The organism is Kosakonia sp. BYX6 (assembly GCF_038449125.1).
In the GTDB taxonomy this organism is placed as follows: domain Bacteria; phylum Pseudomonadota; class Gammaproteobacteria; order Enterobacterales; family Enterobacteriaceae; genus Kosakonia; species Kosakonia calanthes.
In genome coordinates, this window is sequence record NZ_CP151800.1 from 4,406,836 (window position 1) to 4,423,988 (window position 17,153).

Sequence of the window (17,153 nt, forward strand, 5' to 3'; positions counted from 1 at the left end):
ATTTGATATCTAAATCCTATTCGGTTCTAAGCAATGTGCCTGGAAATGTCTCAGGGATGTGACGAACCACGCAATACTTTAGTAACGCCAGCGGTTATTGCGTTGATAACGTGGAACCTTTGGCGCTTTGACAGCCCGAATCACCCAGACAATCGCCACGGCCAACAGCAGCCAGGGCAATAACTTAATCATCAACGTAAAAAGCCCGCCGAGAAACATCACTGCGGTCGCCACCAGCAATGCTGCGATAATCCCCAGCAGTGAAATGCCGGTGAACAGCAGCATGATAAAAAACCCAACAATAAACAGTAGTTCCGGCATGAGATTCTCCTGAGAAATCGGTAACTCCCTTCCCCATTACAAGAACTATGCCAAAACTAACCTACTGATTTAGTAATAAAAAACCCCGCAGCGAACGAGCGGGATTTGGTGAAATTGACCATCTTTTAGTGAATTCTTAACGCTTTGACGCCACCAGGTTGAGCGCGTGCTCGACAACATGGATATCTGCGCCAGCTTTATGGGCATTCTCACTCAGGTAACGACGCCATTGGCGCGCGCCCGGTACGCCCTGGAACAGGCCCAACATATGGCGGGTGATATGGCCGAGATAAGCGCCCTGGCTCAGTTCGCGCTCAATGTACGGATACATGGCGCGCACCACCGCGACGGGATCGGCATCTGCGCGAGTCGCGCCGAAGATCTCGCGGTCCACCGACGCCAGAATGCCGGGGTTCTGGTAGGCTTCACGCCCGACCATCACGCCATCCAGATGTTCGAGGTGCGTTTTGGCGTCTTGCAGCGACTTGATGCCGCCATTGATCGCCATTTTTAAGTGCGGGAAATCGCGTTTGAGCTGATAAACACGCGGGTAATCCAGCGGCGGAATTTCGCGATTCTCTTTCGGGCTTAAGCCGGAAAGCCAGGCTTTACGGGCGTGGATAATAAAGCTTTCGCACTCGCCTTTACCGGCAACAGTATTGATAAAGTCGCAGAGAAATTCGTAGCTGTCCTGATCGTCAATGCCGATACGCGTTTTCACGGTCACTGGAATGGAAACCACGTCGCGCATCGCTTTGATACAGTCCGCCACCAATTGCGCTTCACCCATCAGGCAGGCGCCGAAACGACCATTCTGCACGCGATCGGACGGACAGCCGACATTGAGATTGATTTCATCATAACCGCGCACTTCAGCGAGCTTCGCACAGTGAGCCAGTTGCGCCGGATCGCTGCCGCCAAGCTGCAACGCGACCGGATGTTCTTCTTCGCTGTAGGCCAGATAATCCCCTTTGCCATGAATAATCGCGCCGGTGGTCACCATTTCGGTGTACAGCAGCGTCTGGCGTGACAACAGGCGCAAAAAGTAGCGGCAATGTCTGTCGGTCCAGTCCAGCATGGGCGCAACGCTAAAGCGACCGGGCCAATGAGAAGCAGAATCGGTGGTCGTTACGCGGGTTTGAGGGGTGTTTGTCATATCAGGATTACCGTGCATTTTTTGGCCGTTATAAAATCATTATCTCGTCACCGCGCCCACTCAAGGCGCGGCTGATACCGGCTCCTGAAATCGCGGGGCGTCATTCTAGCATAGTGAAACGCCTTAAACCCGGTGGAGTGCAGTTGGCTATACCGGGTTATCTTTTCACCTTTATTTGTACAAATTTGAATCAACACCTATCATTTTTGGTAGTCATAGGAAATGCATGTAAATAGCTGAGCGCTGTTCACTACCATCACGGAAAAGGAGTTGAAAAATGACCACACCTTATGTTCGCCTCGATAAAAATAATGCTGCTGTTCTGCTCGTCGATCACCAAACGGGTTTGCTGTCCCTGGTGAGAGATATCGATCCTGACAAGTTCAAAAACAACGTGTTGGCATTAGGCGATCTCGCGAAATATTTTAAGCTTCCCACCATTTTAACGACCAGTTTCGAAACAGGTCCGAATGGCCCTCTTGTCCCTGAATTGAAAACGCAATTTCCCAATGCGCCTTATATTGCGCGGCCCGGCAATATCAACGCCTGGGATAACGAAGAGTTCGTGAAAGCCGTGAAAGCGACGGGTAAAAAACAGCTGATTATCGCGGGCGTAGTGACGGAAGTTTGCGTGGCTTTCCCCGCGTTGTCCGCACTGGAAGAAGGTTACGAGGTGTTTGTTGTAACCGACGCGTCGGGAACGTTCAATGAAATCACCCGGCATTCGGCATGGGATCGCATGTCACAAGCCGGAGCACAGCTAATGACCTGGTTTGGTGTCGCGTGCGAGTTACATCGCGACTGGCGTAACGATATTGAAGGTCTGGGTAATCTGTTCTCCAACCATATTCCGGACTACCGCAACCTGATGACCAGCTACAACACGCTCAGCAACAAATAACCGCAGACGAAAACCGGAGGCGCTGCGCCTCCGGTCGATCCTTAGAATGTCAGGCTAAACTGCGCGCCCGCCCCCCAGGTTTCATCTTCGCCAACCAGGCCCATTAAATCGATATGAACCCGGTTAAACGGCGCGAAACCGACACCGCCGGTGAAGACGTTTTTGTCATCGCCTTTGACATCTGCGCGATAACCAGCGCGCACCGCCAGCCAGTTAAGCGGGCGCACTTCCGCACCGACACCCACATACTGCGAGTTCTCTTCGCTCTTAAAGCCTTTGGTCTCGGTTAAATCACCGTCCGCGCTCAGGGTCACTAAATCGTTGTGCCATGCCGCGCCTGCGGTCACCACTGGGCTAATCTGGTAGGTATCTTTGTAGTTGGTGACAACGCCCGTGCGGCCGTTACGGATATACACGTTTTGGGTGTCGATATCGCGGGAAATCAGGTTCTGCCCGGTTAAACCGACCGTTACGTTATCGCCAAAATCGGCCGCCATGCCGACATCGATGTTAAAACCGGTGTCATCCTTGCGGTAGCGGCTGCTGTTCCAGTCGCTGCTGTCGTAGTCGTAAATCGACGCCGTGTAGTTGTAGACCCAGGTTTTTTGCAGTTTCGGCGTCATACCGATGGATAACGGCACGCCGCCGACATCAAACTGACGCGCCATCGCTATACCGAAATCTGAAACAATGGCGGCGCGGCCTGCGGCGGTCGAGTTCAGGTTTTGAGTTATCTCATCGCTGCCGTTCGGCGATAACGCCGCGTTCAACGCTTCGCCAACCGCGACGGTGGTGCTGTTTTGAATGCTGCGCAGGTAATCAATATCTTGCTGATCGATATTGGAGCTGACGCGTGCATGCGCATACGCTTTGGTGACAAAGGCGACGGAGAGCACATCATTGGGAATGCTGACGGCAAGCCCGGCAGCGGCTTTCGCTTGTGCGGTTTTGCCTTTCAGAAAGACCAGTTCATCGGCGAGATCTTTCGCCGCGCTCTGGAATTGGTTTACCGTACCGAGCGGGTCGGCAATGATTTGCGCAGCGGTGAGGTTATCAACAACGTCTTTATAGTCATCGATCTTGTCATTGATGTGGTCAATTTCATCGCGCAGATTATCTTTATCGGTAATTTGCGCCTGAATGGAAGGAAGAATAACCGTTATATCGTCTTCCGGTTGTGCTTTTGCCAGCAACGCCGGGTTAATCAATGCTCCACTGCCGTAATTCGCGGAGGCAACGCCTGTTCCCCCCATTGCATCATTGCGTGCTTCTGCCCAGGTATTTGCTGCTCCCGCCTGATTTGCCACAAAAAAGGAGACAGCGATCGCGACCACCGAAAGTTTACATTTTTTTTCCACAGTATGTGTCTCGTAGCCAGATGAGTATTTAAGCCTGTTAGTTTTCGCACAAACAGGAATGCACTATTGCTGTGAATAACATCAAAAAATGGGGCTAACTCTTTCGAACGTCTTGCCGCGCGCGAATATTGTTGTTTTAGAGATAACACTCCTATTTATAGAAGAGGATAGGCGTTTCGGGTAGCAAACAGCGAAAGGAGATTGCGGGCGGCGATCTCGGCGTTTCGGGTAGGACATGGTAAAGTGTGGCTCTTGTGTTTCCACCGACCAGAGAGCGCCAATGGATAAGACCACTTCGCAAGAGATGTTAGTGCAGGCTGAAAAGCTATGCGCACAGCGCAATGTGCGCCTGACTCCGCAGCGTCTTGAGGTATTGCGGTTATTGAGCCTGCAACAAGGTGCGATTAGCGCCTATGACCTGCTCGATCTGTTACGTGAAAGCGAACCACAGGCTAAGCCACCAACCGTTTATCGCGCCCTTGATTTCCTGCTGGAGCAAGGCTTTGTTCACAAGGTGGAGTCAGCAAACAGCTATGTGCTGTGCCATCTTTTCGATCAACCGACGCACACATCCGCCATGTTTATTTGCGATCGCTGCGGTTCGGTAAAGGAAGAACAAGCAGAAGGCGTGGAAGATATTATGCACGCGCTGGCGGCGAAAATGGGCTTTGCCCTGCGCCATAACGTGATTGAAGCGCATGGTTTGTGCGCGGCCTGCGTGGAAGTGGAATCTTGCCGTCATCACAGTGATTGCCAGCATGACCACAGCATTCAAGTTAAAAAGAAACCACGCTAACTACTTATTTTCTTCTATTATTTTTCGCTTTTCGCGTCTTTCACTTTCTATATCCCGAAAGATTTCGCGTTTTAGCAAGGCGGCAAGCGCACGAATCAAGAGGAGCATACTCAAGTATGTGACTCTTGTGAGTAAGCGTAGCCAACGCAGAAAAAACGTGAAAGATAAAGGGATTGGGGAGCATACATCAGTATGTGACCCGTGTGAGTAAGTGCAGCAAACGCCGATAAAACGTGAAAGATAAAGGGAGATAAGGGATGGTACATCCTTGTACCTTCGGGCAGGGTAGCCTTTAAAACTTAACACTTTGAGGGGGAGTGCTTGCTACCAGCGGTAATCGTTACGCGTTTCCCAATCCGTAACTTCCTTCTCCGCCTGATCTTTTGCGTAACCGTAACGCTCCTGGATTTTACCAACCAGCTGCTCACGTTTACCTTCGATGACCGTCATATCGTCATCGGTGAGTTTGCCCCATTTCTCTTTAACAGTACCTTTGAACTGTTTCCAGTTACCGCCGACTTCGTCTTTATTCATAGTTGACTCCTTATCGTTCGGTTAAAAATAACGTTCTCGTTGTGCTGAACGTAATGATTATTGTAGTTAAGGATTCCGCATAATGTTTCATATTCGGAATCTTCACCCATCCAAACGACAAGAAATAGTGAGTGCGAGTCGAGAAAAAGCGTGATCAAGAGTGGTCGACAGCGGCAAACCAGCTGCCATTACGCCAGTGACGTCGCCACACCAGCGCAAGCGTCAGGCCGCGCAACGCCAGAAACACGGCCAGCGATAACCATAAACCGTGGTTGCCAAGCACAGGTACTGTCAGAAGCGTGACGGCAAAACCCGCCGCGGCGATCGCCATACTGTTTCGCATCTCAGCGGCGCGCGTGGCGCCAACGAACATGCCATCTAACAAATAACACCACACACCCACCAGCGGCAGAACAACTTGCCAGATCAGGTAATGCCCGGCGAGCTGTTGCAGCTCTGGCAAAGAGGTTAATAGCGCAATGATCGGCTTGCCCGCCAGCGCATAAACGGCGGCGAAAGCCACGGCGACAAGCCCGGCCTGACGGCATGCGGCTCGCCAGATATGCAGCAACTGGCTGCCATCGCGCGCACCGTAAGCCTGCCCGGAATGCGCTTCAACCGCGTAAGCAAAGCCGTCCAGCGCATAGGCGGTGAAGGTCAGAAACATCATCAGCACCGCATTGGCGGCGACCGTCTCACTGCCAAGACGCGCACCCAACACTGTTATCGAACCGAAGCAGAGTTGCAGCAACAGCGAGCGCAACATGATGTCGCGGTTCAGCGCCAGCAAACGCCGGACACCACCGCGCCAGGCATTTTTTAGCATCGACAACGCGATGCCCCGCCGCTGCAACACCTGCCAGACCATCAGCAACCCGATAGCAAACGTCACATATTCGGCAATCACCGTGGCGAGCGCCGCGCCCTGCACATTCATATGCAGACCCATAACCAGCCATAAATCGAGCACGATATTGAAGACGTTGCCCACCACCAGCAGGATCACCGGTGCGCGGGCATACTGCACACCAAGTAGCCAGCCGAGCAGCACCAGATTCCCCAGCGACGCGGGCGCACTGAGCCAGCGAATTTCAAGAAAACGCCGCGCCTGAAATAACACAGCCTCGCTTCCGCCGGTGATATGCAAAGCAAGATCGATAAGGGGTGTGCGTAGCAAAACAATCAGAACACCCGCGCCAAGTGCCAGTAAAAGAGGCTGCACAAGTGCGCGCGCTAGCGCGAAGGCGTTTTTCGCGCCGAAAGCCTGAGCGGTAAGACCGGTCGTGCTCATGCGCAGAAACAGCAGCAGCATAAATAAGAAGCTGGTTGCCGTTGCGCCAATCGCCACGCCGCCGAGATAAACGGGACTATCGAGATGCCCAATAACAGCGGTATCCACCAGCCCCAACAGTGGGACAGTGATGTTAGAGAAGATCATGGGCAGCGCGAGCCGCCACAGAGCTTTGTCGGATGCGGTCAGCAGCGGCATAGCATGAGCGTTAATGGATGAGAATAGAATGACGCTGCGGCGCGAAATACTGCACCGCAGCAGAGAAAGTGGGCGTTACAGCCATTCACCGTTGCGGATGACGCCAACCGCCAGCCCTTCAATGGTGAAGTTTTGATCGCGCAGGTCGACAACAATTGGGGAAAAGTCGGTGTTTTCCGGTAACAGTTCAACGGTGTTGCCCTGCTTTTTCAGGCGCTTAACGGTTACTTCGTCTTCGATACGCGCCACAACCACCTGGCCGTTACGTACATCCTGCGTTTTATGCACCGCCAGCAGATCGCCGTCCATAATACCGATATCTTTCATCGACATACCGCTAACGCGCAGCAGGAAATCCGCATGCGGTTTAAAAAGGCTGGGATCGACCTGATAGTGGCCTTCGATATGCTGTTGCGCCAGCAGCGGTTCACCCGCAGCGACGCGACCAATCAGCGGCAGCCCGGCATCATTTTCTTCTTCCACCAGCAGGCGAAGACCACGTGATGCGCCAGATACGATTTCGATCACCCCTTTGCGTGCCAGCGCTTTAAGGTGTTCTTCGGCTGCATTTGGGGAACGGAACCCCAATTGCTGTGCGATTTCCGCACGCGTCGGTGGCATACCGGTTTGGGTGATACGATCGCGAATAAGATCGAACACCTCTTGCTGCCTGGCCGTTAATGCTTTCATCCCGCCCCCTGGGTGTATATACAGTTATGCTGTGAGTATATACAGTTAACGGCGATTTTGAAACCAAAATTAAGTAAAAAACCAGGGCGTTATCGAATTATGGAACCCCTATCGAAAATGCGACCAAAGCAGCGAGATCCAGGTAAACAGCGCCAGTAGAATCGACATCAGCACCGCCGCCGACCCCATATCTTTTGCCCGGCCGGAAAGCTCATGGAATTCAGAACCTATACGGTCGACCACCGCTTCGATGGCGCTATTGAGGATTTCGACAATCATCACCAGCGTAACGGAGCCAATTAACAGGACACGGGTTATCGCGTCGATATCCAAAAAGGCGGCAATAATAATAGCCAGAATGACCGCCACCGCCTCCTGTCGAAATGCGGCTTCATTGATCCAGGCGGCACGTATACCTTTCCAGGAATATCCCGCGGCTTTAATGATCCGGGTGAGTCCGGTGCTATTATTGGCCATTAAAAGAACCTTTTTAAAAATTAAGCGTCAATGTCTACGCAAGCGCGTAGCAGTACAACAGAAATTATGCGCGCTTTCTGATATTCTTGCGGCGCAATGGCACTATTAACCAGAGGCTTTACATCCTTTATGTCCGGCTGGCCACGAATTTACTACAAATTACTGAATTTACCATTAAGCGTGCTGGTAAAAAGTAAATCGATTCCTGCAGAACCTGCACAGGAACTGGGTCTCGATACATCACGTCCCATCATGTACGTGTTGCCTTATAACTCTAAGGCTGACTTGATGACTTTGCGCGCTCAGTGTCTGGCACATGAATTGCCCGATCCCCTGGAACCGCTGGAAATCGACGGCGCGCTGTTACCACGTTTCGTGTTTATCCACGGCGGCCCGCGTGTATTCACCTATTACACGCCGAAAGAAGAGTCGATCAAACTGTTTCACGACTACCTGGATTTGCACCGCAGCCATCCTGATTTGGATGTGCAAATGGTGCCGGTGTCGGTGATGTTTGGCCGCTCGCCAGGGCGTGAAAAAGGCGAAATCAACCCGCCGTTACGCATGCTGAATGGCATCCAAAAATTCTTTGCTGTCTCCTGGCTTGGCCGCGACAGCTTTGTGCGTTTCTCTCCGCCGGTTTCGCTGCGCCGTATGGCGACCGAACACGGCACGGATAAAATCATCGCGCAGAAACTGGCGCGCGTGGCGCGTATGCACTTCGCCCGTCAACGCCTGGCTGCGGTTGGCCCTCGCCTGCCGGCACGCCAGGATCTGTTCAATAAACTGCTTTCGTCCAAAGCGATTGCCCGCGCGGTCGAAGATGAAGCGCGCAGCAAAAAAATCTCTCATGATAAAGCGCAGCAAAACGCCATCGCCTTGATGGAAGAGGTTGCCGCCAACTTCTCCTACGAGATGATTCGCCTGACCGACCGTATCCTTGGCTTCACCTGGAACCGTCTCTATCAGGGCATCAACGTGCATAACGCCGAGCGCGTGCGTCAGCTAGCGCACGATGGCCACGAAATTGTCTATGTGCCCTGCCACCGCAGCCATATGGACTATCTGCTGCTCTCGTACGTGCTCTATCACCAGGGGCTGGTGCCGCCGCATATTGCCGCCGGTATCAACCTGAATTTCTGGCCCGCCGGGCCGATTTTCCGCCGCCTGGGCGCCTTCTTTATTCGCCGTACCTTTAAAGGCAACAAGCTCTATTCCACGGTGTTCCGCGAATATCTGGGCGAGTTGTTCAGCCGCGGTTATTCGGTGGAATATTTCGTCGAAGGCGGTCGTTCACGCACCGGGCGTTTGCTGGATCCGAAAACCGGTACGCTGTCGATGACTATCCAGGCGATGCTGCGCGGCGGCACGCGCCCCATCACGCTGGTGCCGATTTATATCGGCTATGAGCATGTGATGGAAGTCGGGACCTACGCCAAAGAACTGCGCGGCGCGACCAAAGAGAAAGAGAGCCTGTTGCAGATGGTGCGCGGCCTGAGCAAGCTGCGTAACCTGGGTCAGGGGTATGTGAACTTCGGCGAGCCTATTCCGTTGATGAACTACCTGAACCACCATGTGCCGGAGTGGCGCGAATCGATCGATCCGATTGAAGCTATCCGCCCGGCATGGCTGACGCCAACGGTGAATAACATTGCCGCCGATCTGATGGTGCGCATTAATAACGCGGGCGCGGCGAACGCCATGAACCTGTGTTGTACGGCGCTGCTGGCATCGCGTCAGCGTTCGCTGACCCGCGAGCAACTGACCGAACAGCTCAATTGCTACCTCGATTTGATGCGTAACGTGCCGTATTCCCCGGATTCAACGGCCCCGGCCGCCAGCGCGGCACAGCTTATCGATCACGCGCTGCAGATGAACAAGTTCGAGGTCGAGAAAGACACCATCGGCGATATCATCATTCTGCCGCGCGAGCAGGCAGTGCTGATGACTTATTACCGCAACAACATCGCACACATGCTGATGCTGCCATCGCTGGTAGCAGCCATTGTGACTCAGCATCGCGCGATTTCCCGCAGTGAGATCCTGCGCTACGTCGAGTTGCTCTATCCGATGTTAAAAGCCGAGCTGTTCCTGCGTTGGGAAAAAGCAGAGCTGGCGGAAGTACTGGAGAACCTGACACAAGAGTTGCTGCGCCAGGGTCTGATCATCATCAAAGAGGATCGCCTGAGCATCAACCCGGCGCATTCCCGCACCTTGCAGTTGCTGGCGGCTGGCGCGCGCGAAACCTTGCAGCGTTACGCCATTACCTTCTGGCTGCTGAGTGCGACCCCGTCAATGAACCGCAGTACACTGGAGAAAGAGAGCCGTACGCTGGCTCAGCGTTTGTCGGTGCTGCATGGCATCAACGCGCCGGAATTCTTCGATAAAGCGGTGTTCAGTACGCTGGTGTTGACGCTGCGCGATGAAGGCTACATCAGCGATACCGGCGATGCCGATCCGTCGCGGACGTTAGCTGTATATCAGATGTTGGCAGAGTTGATGACGTCGGATGTGCGTTTGACGATTGAGAGCGCGACACAAGCAGAAGCGTGATAACCCATGGCCCGGTGGCGCTATGTTTACCGGGCCAATGAGGTTTTGTCGGCCGGATAAGGCATAGCCGCCATCCGGCATGCAACACAAAACAGCGTTAAATCAGCGCAGGTAGCTCAACGCCAGCCCTAAAAACAGCACCAGCCCAACGTAGTTATTGTTCAAAAATGCTTTAAAACAGGCATCGCGTTCGCGGCCCGCAATCAGCACCTGCTGGTAAACAAACAGCGCGCCCGCCGCCAGCACCGTTGTGTAATAGATCCAACCCAGCCCGTTCAGCCAGCCAATCGCCGCCATCAGAGCCATCACCATAGCCTGCAAAATACCGATAATCAGCTTGTCGTGGCGACCAAACAAAATCGCCGTCGATTTGATGCCAATCTTCAGGTCATCATCGCGATCGACCATCGCGTACTCCGTGTCGTAAGCCACCGCCCACAGAATATTGGCGAGGAACATTACCCAGCAACTCAGCGGCACCGATTCACTCACGGCGGCGAAGGCCATCGGAATCGACCAGCCAAACGCCGCGCCCAGCACCACCTGCGGCAGATGCGTGTAGCGCTTCATAAACGGGTAGACCCACGCCAGCGCTAGTGCGGCAACCGAAAGCAGGATGGTCATCACATTCAGGGTAAGCACCAGCGCAAACGCCAGCAGCACCAGCACGATAAACAGCGCCCGCGCTTCATTCTCTGTCACGGCACCGCTGGGCAACGGGCGATTCGCCGTGCGCTTAACGTGACCGTCAAATTTTCTATCGGCGTAATCATTGACCACGCAACCCGCGGCACGCATCAGCCACACGCCCGCGACAAACACTAACAAAATCCACCACGGCGGCACGCCGGGCGTAGCCACCCACAGCGCCCACAGCGTCGGCCACAACAACAACAACGCACCAATCGGTTTGTCTGTACGCATCAGGCGATGAAAGGCCAACAGCTTATTCTGCGTGAGACTCCACTCCATTTTTTTATTCCTCTCAGTACAGCGGCGACGCAGGCAAAAACAGTTCGGTCAGTAGCAACGGTTTTCCGCCCAGACGCAGGCGGGAACGGCGTCCCCACAACTGCTCATGACGTCCAATTTCAATAAAGTCACGCGTTAGCGTAGAAGAGGTAAAGAGATATCGCCCCAGCGGCGTTTTACCCAATTGTTGCAGCGCCAGCTCCGGGCCGCTGAGTGTCGATTCCGGCACCACTGTACGCCCGGCGAGCCAGGGAACATCATCTGCGTAAAGAATGATTTCCCGCAGCCAGTAACGCGGCTCTTTCGGCAGTTGGTCGCGCTCTTGTTCAATCTCGTCTGGCGTGACAAAACCTTCGCGAATCAATGTGACGCTGACCTTTTTGCCCTGTTGCTCAAAACGTTTGGTCATCGAATCTTCCAGCAACAGCCAGTCCAGCAGTTGTGGTTCAAGCGCGGGGATTGCGTCCAGGTAGCGCAGCGCACGCAATTGCGTAAGCGCAGGATGTGACATGCCTTACTCTCCGGTACATAACGTAGCAATAGTGTATCGCAGAACAGGCAAACGGGTGGCGGGAAAAGTTCTTTCAGTTTTCATCAGCGCAACAGATACGCAACAGCGCGCATCTGCGCCGGAAAAAAAGGTGCGTCAGGCGACGCACCAGTTACTGCAAATATCAACATTGCGGGGAGAGATTACCCCTTGCCTTTTACACTGCTGATAAAAGTGGCGCGGGCAGTTTTCGACCCGAGACGTTCTGCTTCATTCAATAATTTCAACGCCTTATCGATATCACCTTTGGCAGCAGCTTCTTTAATCGCACGGTTGAAATAGCTTTCCGTATCGTTAAGCATCGGCTCACTTTTCGCCGCAGGTGCCGGAGCAGGCGCGGCGACCGGTGCTGGCGCAGGCTGCGCGCTATAGGCCGGTGCAGCCGTGTTGCCGACCGTCACCGCGCTCGGTGCGGACGAACCAAACAGCGGGCCAACCAGCACGCTGGAGCCGCTGCTGTTTTTCACTTTCAGGTTCACAACGCCATCGGCAATGTGGCGAGCCACCGGATCGGGAATGGAAGGAATCGCATTACCCACGCCCTTCGCATAGGCTTTGGCGGGATCGAGCAGCGTGGTGGTTTTTTGCAAATCACTTTCCGTGGTAAACGCGAGAATATAGAGCTTTTGCTGACCCAGCGCGGGCGTCAGGCGCATAACGCCCTCCAGCCGGTCAGCGCTCAATACGCCCGGTTCCTGGTAGGTAAAGTAACTACTCGGAAAGAACGCAGCAGGCGTCATATTTTGATCAAATACCAGCACGTTCGGTGCAAATACGCCGGTTTGTTTATTCACATCGCTGGAGAGCGTCAACGTGAGCTCGCCAATATTGGCCGGAACACTGAAAGCCGCCACTGGCCCGCTAATGCCCGCCACGTTCAGATGCTGTCCGCCAGTCGCCAGCTGAACGGTTTGGGTTTTTGACGTATCAACGGGCGTCCAGGTGAGTTGCTGTAATGCGGAAGTCGGAATCGACGGTGCTGCCGCCGTGTTTTGCGGAACGATATTGACATCAGCCAGACTGACGCCCGGCGCGCCTGCGAGCAAACCCGCAGAGAGACACAGAGCGATAACGTTTTTTTTCATTTTCATTGTGATCACCTTCATGATGCTAAACAGCGGTAGCCAGGCAATAGCGCGCTGTTTGTAAGGAGTAGAGGGGCTTGCGCCCCTCTTTTAGACATTACGCGATGACGCGCTTACCACCAGATTTCCATCTGCGCGCCGAAGGTCCACTCGTCGTTATCGCCACGACCAAAGGACTGACCGCCTGTACCATTGCGCGTTGCCAGCGCGTAGTCGGCGTTAGTGGCCGGCGTACCGTTAGTGTTGTAACCCCATTTTTCATCCCATTTCGCATAGGTTGCGAACACGCGGATAGCCGGACGGGACCAGATGCTGTCGCCAGCCTGCCATTGTTGCGCAAGGGTAATTTTGTACTGGTTGTTGGTGTCGTTGGTACGCTGGGACTTCACGTTGTCATAGCCAACTTCCAGCAGGGTGCTCATGATTGGCGTCCATTTGAACATTGGGCGCACACCAACGGTCCACCATTTGGTGCCGTTGTTGTTGTCCCAATCGATATCCTGATACATACCGACGTACATCAAGTCCCAGCTATCGCCAAGAGAGATGGCGCCGTGATCGAGGATACGCAGCAGGCTACCATTATTATTGGCGCTGTAAGGCAAGTTACTGTTGCTATCGATGCCAATACCCGAGCCCTGAGACAACCCTTTGCCCTGTGAAGTCAGCGCATCGGTCGCGTACTGAACGATAAATTTGTTATAGCCTTTCAACATGCTCTGGACGTGTTCTGCGGTGAACATCCAGCCATCTTTTGTTTCGGTCTCGTCAAATAAACGGTAACCGTCACGGGTGTTAGCACGACCGTAATCCACGCCCAGTTCTAATGTGCCGCCAGGGTTGATTGCCATCTCCGCTAAACGCACATCGAAGACATCGTTCGCGGTTTTTTCGGTGTAATCATAAATGCTGTCGCTGGCGAAGGTAGATGAACCGCCCGCTTCGGAAGAACGCGTCGCGGCTAAAGAGAGTTTACCGAAGCCGAGATCGACATTTTCCAGACCGGCGCCAGGACCAGAAATATCCCAGTAGTAGAAGTCGATCATGTGCACGTCATGACGCTGGTAGAAGCGTTTACCTGCCCAGATGGTGGCGCCTGGCAGCGCGTCAATCAGGTTTTTACCTTGTACGTTCGCTTCACGGAATGCCGGACTGGTGGCTTCCCAGTCATTTTGTTGAGCGACGGAATACGCGACGTTAGTGTCGAAATAGAAGCTTTTATCGCCTTCTTTCCACACTTCCTGACCGAGTTTTAATTCTGCATAGGTTTCGCATTCGTTACCGAGACGGTATTTACTTTGAGCACCGGTCGCCTGGAAGCATTGCTGCTCGCCGCCGCTGCCCGTCCAGCCAATGCCGGAACGCGCGTACCCTTTGAAGTCGACAGCGCCCGCCTGAGCAGACAAAATGCCTGCCGTAATGGCGAGAGCCAATGGAAGTTTGCGCAGAGTAATCATCGTTCTATCTCCTGAGAGCTTGCTTTTCTTTTTTACACGCCCCCCTTCGCGCTATCTCTTTGTTGGCTATCTCGATATAACGCGAATGGTTTGTGTAAACGTTTTATTTGGAATGCTTAAACGCCAGGTTCTTTATGCAACCGGCGGCAGGCGGTGCCATCTTCACGAAACAGATGACAACGCTCCGGCGGTAAGCCGATGGCGAATGTGGCACCCTCTTCTACCAGCACCACGTCGGACTGGCGGTACACCAAGTTCTGACGTATTGCGGGGATCTGGATATGAATCTGTGTTTCATGACCAAGTTGTTCGACGACCTGCACTTCGCCTTCCAGCGTGACATCGGCGATGTCACTGGGCAGCAGATGCTCCGGGCGAATGCCTAACGACATATTCGCGCCGACCTGCACATTGGCGCTGTCCACCGGCAGCCACACGCGCTGGCGGTTCGGTAGCTCAACCTGCACCTGTTCAATGGCCGTGGCGGTCACTTTTACCGGCAGGAAGTTCATCTTCGGCGAACCGATAAACCCGGCGACAAAGCGGTCTGCCGGGTAGTGATAAAGTTCCAGCGGCTTGCCGACCTGCGCCACGCGCCCGGCATCCAGCACCACGATTTTGTCGGCCAGCGTCATCGCTTCGACCTGATCGTGGGTGACGTAAATCATCGTGCGGCCCAGGCGCTTATGCAGGCGGGAGATCTCAATGCGCATCTGCACACGCAGAGCGGCATCCAGGTTGGAGAGCGGTTCATCAAGCAGGAAAACACGGGGTTCAGCGACCAATGTGCGGCCAATCGCCACGCGCTGACGCTGGCCGCCGGAAAGCGCTTTCGGTTTGCGCTCCAGCAAATGCGCCAGTTGCAGCACTTCCGCCACCTGCGTCACGCGCGATTTGATCAGATCTTTTTTCGCGCCCGCCAACTTCAGACCGAAAGACATGTTTTCCGCCACCGACAAATGCGGATAAAGCGCGTAAGACTGGAACACCATGCCGACACCGCGTTCGGCAGGAGGCACATCATTCATGCGGGCATCGCCAATCAGCAAATCCCCGCTGGTAATCGTTTCCAGCCCAGCAATCATGCGCAGCAGCGTCGATTTACCACAGCCTGACGGGCCGACAAACACCACGAATTCTCCTTCGTGGATGTCGAGACTGATCTCTTTGGAGACCACCACATCGCCCCAGGCTTTCGTTACATTACGCAGCGTTACGCTCGCCATGCCCTTCTCCCTTCGTTACAACCTGTCACCAACAGATACCTTCAACATTGGCTGACTATGGGGCATCGATTCAGCGGGGGAATCCTCCACCCCCCTGGTTTTTTATGGGGGAGGAGGCGGGAGGATGAGGCGCGCTGCTCTGCCCCCCTGGCGGGCGGGCAGCGGGCATTTTCGTGACGGGCTTTGCAAAAAACGGCGCAATATTGTGTGCGCTGACACACATAATAAAAATCTCTGTAACAGAGATCACACAAATCACCCCAGGGGCGTAGGGTTAAGGAGGATGAGAAGCGCTTGTCAACAAAGGAGACTAACCCCCGTCAAACCACCTTGCGCGTATCCACGAGCACATCACCTAAAGGACGGGATATATGAAAATCAAAACAGGCCTCGCATTGTCCGCACTGGCGACGATGGTGTTCTCTGCCTCTGCCCTCGCCAAAATTGAAGAAGGTAAGCTGGTTATCTGGATTAACGGCGATAAAGGCTATAACGGCCTTGCCGAAGTGGGTAAGAAATTCGAGAAAGATACCGGCATCAAAGTGACCGTTGAACACCCGGACAAACTGGAAGAGAAGTTCCCGCAGGTTGCGGCAACGGGCGATGGCCCGGACATTATTTTCTGGGCACATGACCGTTTCGGCGGTTACGCGCAATCGGGCCTGCTGGCGGAAGTCACCCCGGATAAAGCTTTCCAGGACAAGTTGTTCCCTTTCACCTGGGACGCGGTGCGTTACAACGGCAAGCTGATCGCTTACCCGATTTCGGTGGAATCCCTGTCGCTGATTTATAACAAAGACCTTGTGCCTAACCCGCCAAAAACCTGGGAAGCGATCCCGGCGTTGGATAAAGAGCTGAAAGCGAAAGGCAAGAGCGCGCTGATGTTCAACCTGCAAGAGCCGTACTTCACCTGGCCGCTGATTGCCGCCGATGGTGGTTACGCCTTCAAGTATGAAAACGGCAAATATGATGTGAAAGATGTCGGCGTCGATAATGCGGGCGCGAAAGCTGGCCTGGGCTTCCTTGTGAAGCTGATTAAAGACAAACACATGAATGCCGACACCGATTATTCGATTGCCGAAGCGGCGTTCAACAAAGGCGAAACCGCGCTGACCATCAACGGGCCATGGGCGTGGGCAAACATTGATAAGAGCAAAATCAACTACGGCGTTGCGCCACTGCCGACCTTCAACGGCAAGCCGTCTAAACCGTTCGTCGGCGTGCTGAGCGCTGGCATTAACGCCGCCAGCCCGAACAAAGAACTGGCGAAAGAGTTCCTCGAAAACTACTTGCTGACCGATCAAGGTCTGGAAGAGGTGAACAAAGACAAACCGCTGGGCGCGGTCGCGCTGAAAACCTACCAGGAACAACTGGCAAAAGATCCGCGCATTGCCGCCACGATGGATAACGCGAAAACCGGCGAAATCATGCCGAACATTCCGCAAATGGCCGCCTTCTGGTACGCCACTCGCACCGCCGTTATCAATGCCGTTAGCGGTCGCCAGACCGTTGACGCCGCGCTGAAAGACGCGCAGGGCCGTATCACGAAGTAAGCAGCATGGCAGGTGGCGCTCATCGTAGGTCAGGT

The 17,153-nt window shown here is 54.0% G+C and carries 16 protein-coding genes; 4 read left to right on the forward strand and 12 right to left on the reverse strand.

Annotation, left to right across the window (positions count from 1 at the left end; all coding sequences use genetic code 11):
- Positions 1-78: 78 nt before the first annotated feature.
- On the reverse strand, positions 79-321 hold the full coding sequence (pspG, locus tag AAEY27_RS20600; protein WP_342322639.1) for an envelope stress response protein PspG: 243 nt from the start codon (positions 319-321) through the stop codon (positions 79-81).
- A 136-nt stretch (positions 322-457) separates the two neighbouring features.
- Positions 458-1,495: a tRNA dihydrouridine(20/20a) synthase DusA gene (gene dusA / locus AAEY27_RS20605; protein WP_425294644.1), complete on the reverse strand. Its 1,038-nt coding sequence runs from the start codon at positions 1,493-1,495 to the stop codon at positions 458-460.
- Between the two features lie 259 nt (positions 1,496-1,754).
- Here dusA and ycaC point away from each other — a divergent pair, with 259 nt between their 5' ends.
- Positions 1,755-2,378: an isochorismate family cysteine hydrolase YcaC gene (ycaC, locus tag AAEY27_RS20610; protein WP_342322641.1), complete on the forward strand. Its 624-nt coding sequence runs from the start codon at positions 1,755-1,757 to the stop codon at positions 2,376-2,378.
- A gap of 41 nt (positions 2,379-2,419) precedes the next feature.
- On the opposite strand, the gene traF is transcribed toward ycaC, so the two are convergent.
- Complete coding sequence (gene traF / locus AAEY27_RS20615) at positions 2,420-3,736, reverse strand: conjugal transfer protein TraF (protein ID WP_342322642.1); 1,317 nt, start codon at positions 3,734-3,736, stop codon at positions 2,420-2,422.
- A gap of 280 nt (positions 3,737-4,016) precedes the next feature.
- On the opposite strand from traF, the gene zur reads away from it, so the two are divergent.
- Complete coding sequence (gene zur, locus AAEY27_RS20620) at positions 4,017-4,532, forward strand: zinc uptake transcriptional repressor Zur (RefSeq protein ID WP_342322643.1); 516 nt, start codon at positions 4,017-4,019, stop codon at positions 4,530-4,532.
- 324 nt (positions 4,533-4,856) lie between these two features.
- Here zur and AAEY27_RS20625 read toward each other — a convergent pair whose 3' ends face one another.
- From AAEY27_RS20625 to AAEY27_RS20640, 4 genes are all read right to left on the reverse strand, one after another.
- The gene (locus AAEY27_RS20625) at positions 4,857-5,066 is read right to left on the reverse strand and encodes a CsbD family protein (protein ID WP_342322644.1); all 210 of its coding nucleotides are present in this window, start codon (positions 5,064-5,066) and stop codon (positions 4,857-4,859) included.
- 154 nt (positions 5,067-5,220) lie between these two features.
- The gene (gene dinF, locus AAEY27_RS20630) at positions 5,221-6,555 is read right to left on the reverse strand and encodes an MATE family efflux transporter DinF (protein WP_342322645.1); all 1,335 of its coding nucleotides are present in this window, start codon (positions 6,553-6,555) and stop codon (positions 5,221-5,223) included.
- A 75-nt stretch (positions 6,556-6,630) separates the two neighbouring features.
- The gene (lexA, locus tag AAEY27_RS20635) at positions 6,631-7,245 is read right to left on the reverse strand and encodes a transcriptional repressor LexA (RefSeq protein WP_342322646.1); all 615 of its coding nucleotides are present in this window, start codon (positions 7,243-7,245) and stop codon (positions 6,631-6,633) included.
- Positions 7,246-7,353: 108 nt separating this feature from the next.
- On the reverse strand, positions 7,354-7,722 hold the full coding sequence (locus AAEY27_RS20640; RefSeq protein ID WP_342322647.1) for a diacylglycerol kinase: 369 nt from the start codon (positions 7,720-7,722) through the stop codon (positions 7,354-7,356).
- Between the two features lie 129 nt (positions 7,723-7,851).
- Between AAEY27_RS20640 and plsB the strand changes: the two genes are divergently transcribed.
- Positions 7,852-10,275, forward strand: coding sequence for a glycerol-3-phosphate 1-O-acyltransferase PlsB (gene plsB / locus AAEY27_RS20645; protein ID WP_342322648.1), 2,424 nt, complete (start codon positions 7,852-7,854; stop codon positions 10,273-10,275).
- A 102-nt stretch (positions 10,276-10,377) separates the two neighbouring features.
- Here the strand turns inward: plsB and ubiA are convergent, their stop codons facing one another.
- The 5 genes from ubiA to malK form a co-directional block, all read right to left on the reverse strand.
- Entirely contained in the window at positions 10,378-11,247 is an 870-nt protein-coding gene (ubiA, locus tag AAEY27_RS20650; RefSeq protein ID WP_342322649.1) for a 4-hydroxybenzoate octaprenyltransferase, read from the reverse strand.
- A 13-nt stretch (positions 11,248-11,260) separates the two neighbouring features.
- Positions 11,261-11,758, reverse strand: a complete 498-nt coding sequence (gene ubiC, locus AAEY27_RS20655) for a chorismate lyase (protein WP_342322650.1) — start codon at positions 11,756-11,758, stop codon at positions 11,261-11,263.
- 182 nt (positions 11,759-11,940) lie between these two features.
- Positions 11,941-12,888, reverse strand: coding sequence for a maltose operon protein MalM (gene malM / locus AAEY27_RS20660; protein ID WP_342322651.1), 948 nt, complete (start codon positions 12,886-12,888; stop codon positions 11,941-11,943).
- Positions 12,889-12,995: 107 nt separating this feature from the next.
- Complete coding sequence (locus AAEY27_RS20665; RefSeq protein ID WP_342322652.1) at positions 12,996-14,339, reverse strand: maltoporin; 1,344 nt, start codon at positions 14,337-14,339, stop codon at positions 12,996-12,998.
- A gap of 116 nt (positions 14,340-14,455) precedes the next feature.
- The gene (malK, locus tag AAEY27_RS20670) at positions 14,456-15,565 is read right to left on the reverse strand and encodes a maltose/maltodextrin ABC transporter ATP-binding protein MalK (RefSeq protein ID WP_342322653.1); all 1,110 of its coding nucleotides are present in this window, start codon (positions 15,563-15,565) and stop codon (positions 14,456-14,458) included.
- Positions 15,566-15,936: 371 nt separating this feature from the next.
- On the opposite strand from malK, the gene malE reads away from it, so the two are divergent.
- A complete protein-coding gene (gene malE, locus AAEY27_RS20675; RefSeq protein ID WP_342322654.1) occupies positions 15,937-17,118 on the forward strand; it encodes a maltose/maltodextrin ABC transporter substrate-binding protein MalE in 1,182 nt (393 codons plus the stop codon).
- The last annotated feature ends 35 nt before the right edge of the window (positions 17,119-17,153 follow it).